Raw genomic sequence first — 13,613 nt, 5'->3', positions numbered from 1 at the left:
CTGCCGCCGTCACGGCGCGATATGGCAGCGACGGGCAAAGTCTACCAACTCCACCAGCGTGGCGACGCCGAGCTTGGCCATGATGTGGATCTTATGACTACTCACCGTCTTGTTGCTGATGAATTGCAGCTTGCCGATGGCTGCATTGGACATCCCTCTGGCCAGCATCTGCAGGATAACGATCTCCCTGTCGGTCAGCCGCCGGAGCCGGTCTCTGTCGTCGCGCATGTCAGGAGGCACCGACTCGGCGTCGCCGACTTCGGGCGGGAACAGCGTGTAGCCGGCCATCACCGCGTCCACGCAGCGCATGATCTCGCCCATTTCCTGCTGCTTGCTTACGAAGCCCCGCGCGCCAAGCTGCATGGCACGGGGCGCGAACGTCAGCGTATCCTGGCCGGACAGCACCAGGATCCGCACTTGCGGCTGCATCATCCGCAGCCGGGGAATGACTTCCAGTCCATTGACCTTGGGCAGGTCGAGGTCCAGGATGACCAGGTCGGCCGGACACTCGTTCATGATGTCCAGCGCTGACTGACCATTGCCGGCTTCGAGGACGCGGCTTACGCCGAGCACCTGCAACAACCGCGTGCGCATGACCATGCGCATCGCCGGATGATCGTCAACTATCAACACCGTTGTCATTTTTGCGCAGCCTCCATCTGAAAATATTGCGCCATTTGCTGCTAGCGCGCGCGGGGCGCGATTTCTGTTCCGGGATTCTCCGATAGTTCCCTCGTGGCGCGCATGGGAAAGCCCTGAATTGGCCGCGGAAAGGTCGCCATTACCGATGGCGCCATGGCATTCGTCCTGCCGACCCGGGACGCCACCGGCGCAAGTCAGGATGCGGGCAATGCCATCACGGCCGCCGCGCAGAATCCGCCGCAATCGGCTCGGGAAAAGTCCGCATCCGCCCGGGCGCGCACGGCGCCATACTTCTTGCCTCTACTTTTCACCGCTACGGCGTCGCCCTGCCCCGGCACCACCACCGGGCGTCCGCCGGCCAACAGGATCAGGAGCGAGATGAAAAAGAACAAACGCATCATGCCGGCAAGCTCTGGCGCCGATCCGCTCCATGCCGTCAGCGACAGCCTTTCCCACCCGCGCATGGTGGTGACGCTGCGTGCCGATCAGGAAATGACCATAAACAGCCTGGCCGACGCCCTGCGGCACAACGGCGAATGGCTGGCGCGCGCCAATATCTGCCTGGCCGCGCTGCGCGATGAGGGCGCCACTCCGGTCCGGGCGGTGGTTTCGGATGTCAGGAAAAGCGCGGTCGCGCTCGACTTCTATATCAGCGACGATATCGCGAGCTGTGCCCGGCTCACGCACACGATCCACGCCGTGCTTGCCAGGGAATTCAACCGGGTGCTGCCGCCATCGCTGCTGGTCGCGGTGCGGCCGCTGCAGGCGGCCGCACCCGAGCGGCGGCGTACGCGCAGCCGCCCGGACGAGCTCGCGGCATCCGCGGTCATGCTGGCCGAATCGGCCTCCGAGGCCAACCGGCGCATGTCGGCCATCTGCGCCTACCTGGTGGCGTTTCATGAAGCCAGGCAGGTCGGCGAGATCGCCTGCCCGCCGCACCAGAACCTGCTCGCCGACCATCACGAAGCGGTGGACTGGCGGCTACGCCTGCATCAGTCCGAACAGGCACGCTCGCTGGCCGAGTCGCTGGCATTCCTGCAACGCACCTACAACGATGCGGCCTTCGATCTCGACACGCCGTTCCGCGAGTATCAGTCCTTGCTGCAGAAGGAGGTCATGCTGACCTTCCGCCAGGAACTCGCGACGTTCTGCGCAGAGCACGAGGCGTAACGCGTATCGGCCTGGCCGTGCAAGCGGCTTCGATCGCCGCAATCCGATCGCTGGCGGCCACCCGCCCTTCCAGCCCGTCGACGACGCCACCGCCAGTGCCGACTTCGGCGAGCAGCGCCTCGAGATGACGCGGTTCATCCAGCGCCAGCCTCACGGCGGATTCCCTGGCGTCTCCTCCTGCCTGCGCCGGAAGCAGATGCCCCCTCGCCGCGCCACTCCCGCGCCCGGATTTTACTGGCCACGCCCGCGATCGCACTTGCGCCGCACGAGCCACTACGACGCGCCCGCACGGTACCTGCATCACTTTCGTACTTGTCCTATCTATTCGCCATGAATTTCGTTCAGGTCAGATAGAAACAAAAAAGGGTTTACCCGAAACTTGCTTCTGAAGCCTGCATCAACACAGCAGCACTTCGAAAGTAGCAACCCCCTCCAACTACTGCTATCTGAATCATGAAAAAGAACCTGATCGCTTCCGCCATCGCCACCGCTGCCTGCGCTGCCGCTTTCGCGCCCGCCGCGCACGCCGCTGACGGCACCATCGAATTCACCGGCAGCGTGGTCGCCACGACCTGCACGATCAATGGCGGCGGTGGCGCCAACATGATGACCGTGGCGCTGCCGCCGGTCTCGACGTCGGCCCTGAGCCAACCAGGCGCCGTCGCGGGTCGCACGCCCTTCACCATCAAGCTGGACGGCTGCGCGGGTTCGAGCACCAAGGTTGCCACCGCATTCGAGGCCGGCTCGACCGTCAATTCCGAAGGTCGCCTGACCGTGGACGCCGGCGGCGCCTCGGGCGTCGATATCCGCCTGCTGAACGCCAGCTACAACCCGATCAAGGCCGGCGCCGCGCAGAACGACCAGAACTCGCCCGCCGTGGATCTCGTCACGGGCGGTATCACCACCCTGCACTACTACGCTGAGTACGTGTCGACCGGCACGGTCCAGGCCGGCGCCGCCAACTCGCGCGTCCAGTACTCGCTGGTCTATCAATAAGCGCTTCGCGGGAGACGGCTCCGCCCGAGCCGCTCCCGCAGCGATGCGCAGCCTTCCAAGCCGTTTCTGCGTTTTCGAGACGGCTTCCGAGGAAACGCAATCTCCCAGGAATCCAACGCATCGGAAGTGAAGATGAAACACACCATTCTCAAGCCGCTCATGGCGGTGGCCTTCGTGGCCAGTCTGCTTGCGGCCCAGGCACACGCGAGCGTCGTCATCGCCGGCACCCGGATCATCTTTCCGGCGCAGGAGCGCGAAGTCACGGTCAGCCTCACCAACGACGGCCAGACGCCGGCGCTGGTCCAGACCTGGCTCGACAAGGGCGACGCCAACGAGTCGCCCGAGAAGATCGACGTGCCGTTCACGCTGACGCCCGCGATGTTCCGCCTCGAACCCGGCAAGGGCCAGATGCTGCGCGTGATCTATAGCAAGGAGCCGATGCCACAGGACAAGGAATCCCTGTTCTGGCTCAATGTGCTCGAAGTCCCGCCGAAGGCCGAGATCGGTGAAGATGCCAACCGCCTGCAACTCGCCTTCCGTACCCGCATCAAGATGATGTTCCGCCCGCCAGCCCTGCCCGGCCGCGCCGACGAAGCGCCCGCGAAGATCGTGTGGGAAATCGTCCAGGCCGACAGCGGCAAGGGATATGCGCTGAAGGCAAGCAACCCTACCCCCTTTGTCGTGAACCTGGGCAGCATCGCGCTGAAGGTCGAAGGCAAGAACTTCAATGCCGGCATGGGCTACGTACTGCCCGGCACCTCGCATCTGTTCCCGATCGAAGGCCTCGCGTCCGCGCCGGCATCGGCCGCGCAAGTCGACTTCAGCAGCATCAACGACTGGGGCGGCATCGTGCAAGGCAAGCCTGTCGCCCCCTTCAAGCCGGGAGGCTGATCGTAGCAACAGGGTAGCAGCGCCATGGCCCCTGAGCGCGGCACCCTGGGCAATCACCCGCCCCCACGCCGTTCCTTCCCGAATCCAGTACAGGTCCCCATCCGCTTCGCCAGCCTGAGGCTTTCCTGAAAAGCCTTGCGCCGGGAAGCGTGTGGCCAGGTCCCCCGGCGGGACGCTGGAGGACCCCGTTCGGCCTCGCATCCGCCATGCGCGGATGTCCCGGCAGCCCATAACAAGGAGCAACCCGCAATGACCCCGGCCCAACGTCCGGCCCAGGATGGCAACCCTCTTTTCCGCCTCAAGCCGTTGTGTGCGCTGGTGCTGTCGAGCCTGGCCGCCTGGCAGTCCGAGGCATTGGCCGAGGCGGCCGCGCCCGCAACCAGGCAGGTCGCGCAAGTCGAGTTCGACAGCGGATTCCTGGCAACGGGCAGCAGCCGGCGCGTGGACCTGTCGCGTTTCGAGCGGGGCAATGTCGTTCTGCCCGGCACCTACAACATCGATATGTACGTCAATGGCAACCGGGTCAGCCGCACCGACGTGCCGTTCCGGGCTCTCGGCGCGGATGACAGCGACGCACAGGCGTGCTTCGACGCCGGACTGCTGCAAAAGGCCGGCGTCGATCTCCGGAAGCTGGCACCCGGGATGGCTACGCGGCTTGCGGCCTCAGGCGAATGCCTGCCCATCACCGAGGTGATTCCCGGGGCAAGCGCGAGTTTCGATTTCGGCGACCAGCGCCTGGAACTTGGCATCCCGCAGGTTTCCCTGAGCCGCAGCGCACGCGGCTCCGTGAGTCCCGAACTGCTGGACTCCGGCGTGACGACGGGCATCCTCGGCTACCAGTTCAATGTCTACAGCTTCAAGGGCCACGGCAGCAATGGCGTGCAGACGCAGGGCTACCTTGGCCTGAACGCCGGCTTCAACGCGGGCGACTGGCATTTCCGCCACAACGGCTCGTACAACTGGAGCGGGAGCGGCCACAGCGATTACCAGAACATCTCGACTTACGTTCAGCGCGACCTGCTCAAGCTGGCTTCTCAGCTAACCCTGGGCGAAGCGTACACAAGCGGTGAACTGTTCGATTCGACGGCCTTCCGCGGCGTGCGCCTGGCCACCGACGACCGCATGCTTCCCGATTCGCTGCGCGGCTATGCGCCCACGGTGCGCGGCGTCGCCACCAGCAACGCAAGGGTGACGATCCGCCAGGCCGGCATGACGATCTACGAGACCACGGTGGCGCCCGGGGCGTTCGAGATCGACGACCTCTACGCCACCGGATATGGCGGCGACCTGAACGTCACGGTAACCGAGGCGGATGGCACCGTGCGCTCGTTCTCGGTGCCGTATGCCGCCGTGCCGCTGTCCCTGCGGCCCGGCGTCAACCGCTACAGCGTCGTGGCCGGCGCGGTGCGCGATGCCCAGAACAGCAAGAACCCGCTGTTCGTCCAGGGTACCTGGCAGCGCGGCCTCAACAACCTGGTCACCGGCTATGGTGGCGTGACGCTGGCGCAAGGCTATGCTTCGGCCATGCTCGGCGGCGCCTTCAACACGCCGGTCGGCGCGGTCGGCGCGGACGTGACGCAGGCCCACACCTCGGTGTCGGGCGTCGGGACCTTCAACGGCACCAGTACGCGGCTCAGCTACTCCAAGTCGGTCCTGCAAACCGGAACCGATCTGTCGATCGCCGCCTACCGCTATTCCACCGGCGGCTACTTCGGTCTCAACGAAGCCATGCGCGCACGCGCACAGGCGGATCAAGGCCACACCATCGACAGCGTATGGCGCCAGCGCAACCGCGCATCGGTCACGCTCGGCCAGCGGCTCGGCGAACGGGGCGGGCGGCTCAACGTCACCGCCTCCACGGCCAACTACTGGAACCGCGACGGCTCGGACATCAACTATTCGGTCGGCTACAACAACGTCTACAAGAATATTTCCTTCGGTGTCTCGGCCACGCGCCAGCGCGGCGCCGACGGCCGTATGGGCACGATGTACTTCGCGAGCGTCACGATCCCGCTGGGCAAGCAGAACCCGCTGACCCTGACCGGCAACGTCTCGCGCAACAGCAATGGCAGCATGCAGGCGCAGACCACCTTGTCGGGCTCCGCGGGGGCCGACAACGAACTCTCCTACAGCCTGAGCGCGAACCACACCTCGGGTGCCGGACAAAGCAGCACCGACGGCGGCGCCAACGTGCTGTACCGCAGCCCGTATGCGGATCTCAACGCCAGCGTGAGCGGCGGCTCCGACTACCAGCAAGCCGCGATCGGCGTGCGCGGCGCGGCGGTCTTGCACCGCGGCGGCGTCACGCTGTCGCAGCCGCTGTCCGACACCTTCGCGATTGTCGAGGCGCCCAACGCCGAGGGCGCGCGCGTGACCAATGCGTCGGGCGTGCGTATCGACAGCCGCGGCTATGCGGTCGTGCCGTACCTGACGCCGTACAGCATGAATACGGTGTCGCTGGATCCCAAGGGCCTGTCCACCGACGTGGAACTGCGCGAGACCAGCCAGCAAGTCGCCCCGCGCGCCGGCTCGGTGCCGATGCTCAAGTTCGAGACCGTCTCGGGACGCTCGGCAATGATCCGGGCGCGCCGGTCCAACGACATGGCGCTGCCGTTCGGCGCGGCGGTCCACGACGAGGGTGGGCAGGAAGTCGGCGTGGTCGGCCAGGCCAGCAAGATCTTTGCGCGCGGCCTCCAGGACAAGGGCGAACTGAAGGTGACCTGGGGCAACGACGAAGCCTCGGCCTGCCGCATCGCGTACGAGTTGCCGGAACGCAAGAAGGCAGGAAAGGGCAGCGGCTATCAACAGATCGAGGCCATCTGCGCGCCCGTCACGAACGTGACCACCGGCTTGCCGCAGGCCCCGGGGATGAGCATGCAGAGATCTCCCTCCCCCGGTCCGGTGCATATCGGGCCGGGCTTGTGAACGGTTCACCATCTTCCCGGCTTGTCATATTCCAAACCTTGGCAAAATGATCATGCGAAAACTAATCCTGTTATTGGCGTTGCTGGCTTCCACTCCGGCGCTGGCCAGTTGCGACCAGTTCCCGACCACCGACGGCAAGCCGTTCCGCTACAGGCTGACCGGCTTCAACCCACCAACGTTCAATCCGCTTGTGGCAGACGGCACCGTTCTCTACTCCGGGGATTTCATCTTTCACGCCGAAAACAGCGGGCCCGTAGACTACCAGTGCCAGCCCTTCATGCTGATCGTTGGCAGGCTCGAGGCGCCGGGTCCGTACCACACCATGTCAACTCCCATCAACGGCGTGGGGATCAGGATGCAATACACCGACAACCCGGGCTGGTGGCCGTGGAGCCATTTCAGTATGGCTGTTTCGGTCCAGGAAGCCACGGAGCTGCGGCTGACCATTCAACTCGTCAAGACCGGACCGATTACCGCAGGTGGCATCCTGAGCGGCGAGGTGGCCGCCAAATGGTATCGGGGCGGCGAGCTGAAATCCACGCAGTACATGATCGACGGCATGTTGGCCATCAAGCCGCTTGTTCCTACCTGCAAGCTGTCGAGCGCCCACATCTCGGTGCCGATGAGGAATGTCCCCATCGGCGACTTCAAGGGGGTGGGGTCGACAGCGAACGAAAACCCGTTCGAAGTCGCGCTTTCCTGCGCGGACGGGATCTCGGGCGCCACGACCAACGTCTATGCGACCTTGACCGACATGACAGATCCGGCCAATCGCGGGGACGTACTCACGCTTTCGCCGGGTTCGACCGCCCAAGGCGTCGGGATCCAGGTGCTCAAGGATTCGACACCGCTCAGGTACGGTGCCGATTCCAGTGCTGCCGGCAACCTGAACCAGTGGTTTGCCGGTTCCGCGTCAAATGGCTTGTTCAATATTCCACTGCGCGCGCGGTATGTGCAGACCCTGCCTGACGTCGCGGCAGGCACGGCGAACGGGCGCGCGACGATCACGATGAGTTACCAATGAACCCAGCAGGGCTGGCGAGGTCCCCCGGTGCGCGCCGCCCGGGGCGCCGGCTTGCCGGTGCGCAACGACACCGCGGTGGCCCGGCGCGGCGGCTCTCCCGGATCGCCTGGCATGCCGGCCTGACAGTCAACGGCATACGCCCTGCTCCCCTGGCCGCGCGCTGAGTGCAAGGGCTTGCGCCATTGCACCCGGCGACGAGCACACGCGCACGACATTCACTATGAGCCCCCAATAGCTGCGATGTCACCATGAAGAAACCCGATACGAACACACGTTCTTCACGCCAGGCCCGCCGGCTCTTGCTTGAATTCGCTGAGCTGAGCCACATGGATCAACAATGCTTCATTGCATTGATGAACGACTTCCTGCTGACATCGCCCCAGCAGCGGCGGCGCCTTCTCGCGCAATGGGAAAGCGCGCTCGACTCCGCGTCCGACCCCGTTGCGGCGATGCCGGGAAGCAGGCCTGCCGGCTGAATGCAGAAGCGCCCGAACAACAGTGCCACACAAAGCACATTTCCATGAATAGGACGGCGCGCGCGGCGACACCTTTCTGCGCGCAGGCGAGGACTCCCACCCCAACTGAAGCCAGATTGTTTCTGCTCCGATCTGTCGGTATGATTTTCCATCCGGAATCCAGAATTCTCTGTTTCTTGCAAGGCATTCGCTTAAGATTTTTCCTGGTTGCTCACCCCCTTGTCGAGCGCCAACCCTGCGCCTGAATTCAAGCCCGTTCTTCTGCCGCGTTTCCGCGCCGTGCCCGGCCGGGCCAAGGAGTGAAGCAAGATGAAAGAGTTTTCGATGCGCGTGATCGTTGCCGACGACCACCCGGCCGTCGCGCTGGGCATCACCTACGAACTGCGCAAGCTCGACGCCGCGGAAATCGTCGCCACGGTCGGCAATTCGACGGAACTGATCGCGGCGCTCGACACGCACGCCTGCGACGTGCTGGTATCGGACTATGTGATGCCGGGGGGGCAATACGGCGACGGGCTGACGCTGGTGTCGTTCCTGCAGCGGCGCTATCCCGGGCTGCGGCTCGTGATTCTCACCATGATGGACAATCCCGGCGTCGTCCGCGCGATCCATCAGCAAGGCGTGAACTCCATCCTGAGCAAGTCGGATGCCATGTCGCACCTGCTGGCGGCTGTCCACGCTGCCTATGCGAACGGCAAGTATTTCTCGCCCACCATCAAGCGCATCCTGGACGAGAGCAAGCCCGCCGCGTCCATCCGGCCGCTGACCGCGCGCGAGGCCGAAGTCGTGCGGCTGTTCGGCTCGGGACAAACGGTCAACGAGATCGCCGCGCAATTGCATCGCAGCAAGCAGACGGTCAGTTCGCAAAAGGCCAGTGCGATGCGAAAGCTCGGCATCACGCGCGATGCCGACCTGATCCTCTATGCCTCCGACGGCAGCCTGGCCGGCCCGGGGAGCGCACTGGCGGGATAGACGGCACTGGCACGCCGGCGCTTTGCCCGCCCGGCGCGTGGCACTGCAACGCTCTAGTCCGCGGCCGGCTTGCCGGGCTTGTCGCGGAATCTGAAGGCAGGCTTGGCCGCCGCGGTGCAACGGCTCAGCGTGCTGGCGAAGGAAGCCGGAGCCGGGATACTGTTGGCCGCCGGGAATGGCGCGGGCGAGTGAGGGCCCGCGCCGCCGGGGCGGCGCGCCGTGACCGGGACTAGCCCGCCAGGGCCCGCCCGACGATCAGCGGATCGGTCGTGCCGATGGCCTCGACTTCACGGTTGGCGTAGGGAAAGCGCAGCAACACGTGCCGCATCGCGTTCAGGCGCGCCCGTTTCTTGCAATCGGAGCGGATCACGGTCCAGGGCGAATCGGCGGTGTCCGTGCGCGCGAACATCGTTTCCTTGGCCCGCGTATAGGCGTCCCACTTGTCGAGCGATGCGACGTCGACCGGGCTGAGCTTCCATTGCTTGAGTGGATGGATCTCGCGCTCGCGGAAACGCCGGCGCTGCTCCTTCTGGCTGACCGAGAACCAGAACTTGAACAGGTGGATGCCGCTGCGCACCAGGTGCCGCTCGAATTCCGGCACCTGCTGCAGGAAGTCCTGGTACTCCTGCGGCGTGCAGAACCCCATCACATGCTCCACCCCGGCGCGGTTGTACCAGGAGCGGTCGAACAGCACGATCTCGCCGGCCGAGGGCAGATGCTGGATATAGCGCTGGAAGTACCACTGGCCGCGCTCGGATTCGGTGGGCTTCTCCAGCGCCACCACGCGCGCGCCGCGCGGGTTCAGGTGCTCCATGAAGCGTTTGATGGCGCCGCCCTTGCCGGCCGCGTCGCGGCCTTCGAAGAGGATCACCACGCGCTGGCCGGTGTCCTTCACCCAGGCCTGCAGCTTGAGGAACTCCACCTGGAGCCGGTATTTCTGCTTCTCGTAATTGCGCCGCGACATCAGGTTCTGGTACGGATACTGGCCTTCGCGCCAGCCCTGCGACAGCTCATGGTCCGGATGCCTGCGCCTGCCCACCTGCCAGGCCGCCGGATCGCCTTCGAGGATGAGGCGGCGCAGCTGCGCCGCCTCGTCGGGAGACATGCCGTCCATCAAGGTCCTGACCACGCCGAGCATGCCTTCCTCGCCATCGGCGGCGCCGCTCGCCAGGATGTCCTGCATGCTGCTTGCCGCCAGCTGCGCGGCGGCGTCCACGGCGCTCTCCACGGTATTGCGTTCGGCCGAGCGTGGCGTATTGGTCGGCACCACGTCGCCCCTGGCGACGGGACGGCCGCCGCCTTGCTGCGGGCCGGTAGCGTGGTCAGACTGGGACGAACCGAGGTTATGCACGTGTGCTGCCATGTCGGATTTCGGAAAGGTTGCGCTGAACGTTGCGCGATCTCCCGTGAACCTGACGCCAGCGCCGGCGGGAATCGCGGATTTCATTATGCGCAGGCGCCTTCCGTCCACCCTTGATGCAGATCATCATCGCCCTAAGGGGTCCAGGGGTCCAGGGGGCCAGGGGTCCAGGGGGCCAGGGGTCTAAGGCATTTGCCGGCCCGCCACCGGCAGCTCGAAGCGGAACGCCGCGCCCGTGCCTTCGCGCTCGAGCAGGCGGATCTGGCTGCGATGCAGTTGCAGCATGCGCTGCACGATCAGCAGGCCGAGCCCGCCACCGCGATGCGCGCCGGCGCTGAACGGCCGCTGGAACAGGCGCTCGCGCAGCGCCGGCGCAATGCCGGGGCCGGTATCGCTGACCGTGACCGACACCTTGCCGTCGCCAACGGCAAGGTCGACGTCGACGGCGCCATGCGCCGGCGTATGGCGGATGGCGTTGTCCAGCAGGTTGGTCAGCACGCGCTCGATCATTCCCAGGTCCGCCGTCACGGCTGGCAGCCGCTGCGGGATACCCGCGCGCAGCTGCACCTGCCGCGCCTCGGCGGGCAGCTCGAACTTCTGGAATACATCCTGCACCAGGTCGACCAGCGAGAAGGCTTCCAGCGCGGGCTGCACGATGCCGTGCTCCAGCCGCGCCAGCTCGAACAGCGACTGGGCCAGACGGCCCACCTTCACGCTCTGCGCCAGCGCGATGGCAAGGTAGCGCTTGCGTTCAGCCTCGCCGAGCGTATCCGCCTTGAGCGACAGCGTTTCCAGGTAGCCCTGCAGCGAAGTCAGCGGCGTGCGCAGGTCATGCGAGATATTGGCCACCAGCTCGCGCCGCTCCTGGTCCTGCTTGGTCAGCGCGCGCCATTGCTCGGCGATGCGGTCGGCCATCTGGGCGAAGGCGGCCTCGAGCGCGGCGATCTCGTCGTGGCTGCCCGCGCTCGATACGCGCGGCAAGCGCGGCTGCGCCGCGGGCGCGGTCTCCGGGTCCGCGTCGGCGTTGAAGCGCCGCATGGCCTCGGTCAGGCGGCGCAGGGGCCGCGTGATCAGCCCGAACGCCACCAGCCCCGCCAGCAGACCCAGCAGCGCCACCAGCGCCATTGACCACAGCGTGGTGCGCAGCACCGAACTGGCCGATGCCCGCGCCGCCAGCTCGTCGTGGGTCTCGCCCAGCAGCACCACGTAGATATAGCCGCCCGAGCGCAGCGGCGCGGCGCTGAAAACCTTGCGGCCCGAGGCGCTGCGCGGGTCGTCGCCCAGGATCGGCAACGCATCGCCGGCCAGCAGGCGGCGCACCGGCTGCAGGTCCACCTGCTCGCGCTGCAGTCGCCCGGCGGGCGCGTCGTGGCCCATCACGCGCCCCTGGTTGTCCAGCAGGTACACCTCCACGCTCGGGTTCACCACCATCAGCTGGCCGAACAGCTGGCGCAGGGCTTCCGGCTTGAGGCCGTTGGCGTCCATCAGCACGGCGTTGCGCGCGATATGCGCGGCAAGCCCGCGGGAGAGATCCTGGATGACCTCCTTCTCGTGCATGTCGTTCGAGCGGACCTGCAGCCATGCCGAGGCGCCGCAGCAGGCCAGCAGCAGCACCGAGAACACCAGCGACAGGCGCTGCGTGAGCGTAAGCCCGAAGCGCGGCGCCCGGCGCGCGGGGCGGTCCTGCATGGCTTCGGTGCCAGCCTCGGTGCGGGCGTTCATGTCGCATCTCCCGGCGCGCCGGATGTTCCGGCCGCCAGCTTGTAGCCATGTCCCCAGACCGTGAGGATGCGGCTGGGTTGCGCCGGATCGGCCTCGATCTTGGTGCGCAGCCGGTTGATATGGGTGTTGACGGTGTGCTCGTAGCCCTCGTGCTGGTAACCCCAGACGGCATTGAGCAGGTCCATGCGCGAGAACACCTTGCCGGGGTGGCGGGCGAAGAAATAGAGCAGGTCGAACTCGCGCGGGGTCAGTTCGATGCGGCGCCCGTCCACGCTGGCCTCGCGCGTGATCGGGTCGATCGACAGCCCGCCCAGCACCAGGCTGCCGGCATCCACGCGCAGGTCCCTGGCCAGCGCGTCCACGCGCCGCAGCAGCGCCTTCACGCGCGCCACCAGTTCCAGCACCGAGAACGGCTTGGCGAGGTAGTCGTCGGCGCCCAGTTCCAGCCCCAGGATGCGGTGCACCTCGCTGGAGCGCGCGCTGGTGATGATGATGGGCGTGTAGCGCGCCATGGCGCGGGCGCGCCGGCAGATCTCCAGTCCGTCCACGCCGGGCAGCATCAGGTCCAGGATCAGCGCGTCCCAGCTGCCTTGCTCCAGCAGGCGCAGGCCTTCGTTGCCGTCCGCGCTGTGCACGACTTCATAGCGCTCGTCGCGCAGGTGCAGGCTCAGCACATTGGCGATGTCGACGTCGTCTTCGACGATCAGGATGCGCTTGGGATGGTCCGTTGGCATGGGCGATGGGGACGGTGGAGTGAGGACGGTGGAGTGAGGGTCGGGGCCCGCGCAGTCATTGTGCAGAATTCTGCGCCGCCGAGTTATCACATTTAATTTAACCTTTCGTGAGGACTCCGGGATCGCACCGGCCATACGATGCGCCCATTGATTCGTGGAACCCACGCAAGGAGCACATCATGCGGAGCAGAAGGCGCTTTCTGATCTCGGGCGGCGCGGCCGTGGCGGCCATTGCCACGGTGAGCGGCTGGCGCGCGCTGGCGGCCGGGCCGTCCGGCGGCGGCAAGCCCGCCGAGGTCTTCGAGGTGGTGAAGTCCGACGAACAGTGGCGCCAGCTGCTGACCCCCGCCCAGTACAACGTGCTGCGCCAGGAAGGCACCGAACGGCCCTACAGCAGCCCGCTGAACGACGAACACCGCGCCGGCGTGTTCGCCTGCGCCGGCTGCCAGCTCGACCTGTTCTCCTCGCGCACCAAGTTCGACAGCCGCACCGGCTGGCCCAGCTTCTGGGCGCCGCTGGAGCGGGCCGTGGGCACGACGCAAGACCGCAGCTTCGGCATGACGCGCACGGAAGTGCACTGCCGGCGCTGTGGCGGCCACCTGGGCCATGTGTTCGACGACGGCCCCAAGCCCACCGGCCTGCGCTACTGCATGAACGGCCTGGCGATGACCTTCCGCCCGCAGGCCGCCTGACGACCGCGG

13 protein-coding genes are annotated in these 13,613 nt (G+C 66.2%); 8 read left to right on the top strand and 5 right to left on the bottom strand.

The genetic code is table 11. The annotated features are described in order from the left end of the window. Positions 1 to 9 precede the first annotated feature (9 nt). Together AB4Z48_RS01340 and AB4Z48_RS01335 are read right to left on the bottom strand one after the other, a co-directional pair. Positions 10 to 642 carry a response regulator gene (locus tag AB4Z48_RS01340; RefSeq protein ID WP_441612271.1) on the bottom strand — a complete coding sequence of 211 codons (633 nt, stop codon included), beginning with the start codon at positions 640 to 642 and terminating at the stop codon, positions 10 to 12. Positions 643 to 836: 194 nt separating this feature from the next. Beyond that, positions 837 to 1,043: a hypothetical protein gene (locus AB4Z48_RS01335; RefSeq protein ID WP_441612023.1), complete on the bottom strand. Its 207-nt coding sequence runs from the start codon at positions 1,041 to 1,043 to the stop codon at positions 837 to 839. Between AB4Z48_RS01335 and AB4Z48_RS01330 the strand changes: the two genes are divergently transcribed. From AB4Z48_RS01330 to AB4Z48_RS01300, 7 genes are all read left to right on the top strand, one after another. Continuing rightward, positions 1,021 to 1,812 carry a hypothetical protein gene (locus AB4Z48_RS01330; RefSeq protein ID WP_441612022.1) on the top strand — a complete coding sequence of 264 codons (792 nt, stop codon included), beginning with the start codon at positions 1,021 to 1,023 and terminating at the stop codon, positions 1,810 to 1,812. The two genes, AB4Z48_RS01335 and AB4Z48_RS01330, sit on opposite strands and share 23 nt — an antisense overlap. A 453-nt stretch (positions 1,813 to 2,265) precedes the next feature. Further along, positions 2,266 to 2,808, top strand: a complete 543-nt coding sequence (locus tag AB4Z48_RS01325) for a fimbrial protein (protein ID WP_441612021.1) — start codon at positions 2,266 to 2,268, stop codon at positions 2,806 to 2,808. 132 nt (positions 2,809 to 2,940) lie between these two features. After that, positions 2,941 to 3,699 carry a fimbrial biogenesis chaperone gene (locus AB4Z48_RS01320; protein WP_441612020.1) on the top strand — a complete coding sequence of 253 codons (759 nt, stop codon included), beginning with the start codon at positions 2,941 to 2,943 and terminating at the stop codon, positions 3,697 to 3,699. Positions 3,700 to 3,948: 249 nt separating this feature from the next. Continuing rightward, complete coding sequence (locus AB4Z48_RS01315; RefSeq protein WP_441612019.1) at positions 3,949 to 6,624, top strand: fimbria/pilus outer membrane usher protein; 2,676 nt, start codon at positions 3,949 to 3,951, stop codon at positions 6,622 to 6,624. Between the two features lie 52 nt (positions 6,625 to 6,676). After that, on the top strand, positions 6,677 to 7,648 hold the full coding sequence (locus tag AB4Z48_RS01310) for a fimbrial protein (RefSeq protein ID WP_441612018.1): 972 nt from the start codon (positions 6,677 to 6,679) through the stop codon (positions 7,646 to 7,648). Between the two features lie 248 nt (positions 7,649 to 7,896). Continuing rightward, a complete protein-coding gene (locus AB4Z48_RS01305; RefSeq protein ID WP_441612017.1) occupies positions 7,897 to 8,124 on the top strand; it encodes a hypothetical protein in 228 nt (75 codons plus the stop codon). A gap of 309 nt (positions 8,125 to 8,433) precedes the next feature. Then, positions 8,434 to 9,096, top strand: a complete 663-nt coding sequence (locus AB4Z48_RS01300) for a response regulator (protein ID WP_441612016.1) — start codon at positions 8,434 to 8,436, stop codon at positions 9,094 to 9,096. 229 nt (positions 9,097 to 9,325) lie between these two features. Here AB4Z48_RS01300 and ppk2 read toward each other — a convergent pair whose 3' ends face one another. The 3 genes from ppk2 to AB4Z48_RS01285 all read right to left on the bottom strand — a co-directional run bounded on the left by ppk2 (position 9,326) and on the right by AB4Z48_RS01285 (position 12,912). Then, entirely contained in the window at positions 9,326 to 10,459 is a 1,134-nt protein-coding gene (gene ppk2 / locus AB4Z48_RS01295; protein WP_441612015.1) for a polyphosphate kinase 2, read from the bottom strand. A gap of 180 nt (positions 10,460 to 10,639) precedes the next feature. After that, entirely contained in the window at positions 10,640 to 12,145 is a 1,506-nt protein-coding gene (locus AB4Z48_RS01290; RefSeq protein ID WP_441612270.1) for a HAMP domain-containing sensor histidine kinase, read from the bottom strand. 29 nt (positions 12,146 to 12,174) lie between these two features. Then, the gene (locus AB4Z48_RS01285; RefSeq protein WP_441612013.1) at positions 12,175 to 12,912 is read right to left on the bottom strand and encodes a response regulator transcription factor; all 738 of its coding nucleotides are present in this window, start codon (positions 12,910 to 12,912) and stop codon (positions 12,175 to 12,177) included. Between the two features lie 179 nt (positions 12,913 to 13,091). Between AB4Z48_RS01285 and msrB the strand changes: the two genes are divergently transcribed. Continuing rightward, positions 13,092 to 13,604 carry a peptide-methionine (R)-S-oxide reductase MsrB gene (msrB, locus tag AB4Z48_RS01280; RefSeq protein ID WP_441612012.1) on the top strand — a complete coding sequence of 171 codons (513 nt, stop codon included), beginning with the start codon at positions 13,092 to 13,094 and terminating at the stop codon, positions 13,602 to 13,604. Positions 13,605 to 13,613: the final 9 nt, after the last annotated feature.

Source organism: Cupriavidus sp. 2TAF22, assembly GCF_052115045.1.
Taxonomy (GTDB): Bacteria; Pseudomonadota; Gammaproteobacteria; order Burkholderiales; family Burkholderiaceae; genus Cupriavidus.
This window is presented reverse-complemented; position numbering and strand designations above follow the sequence as displayed.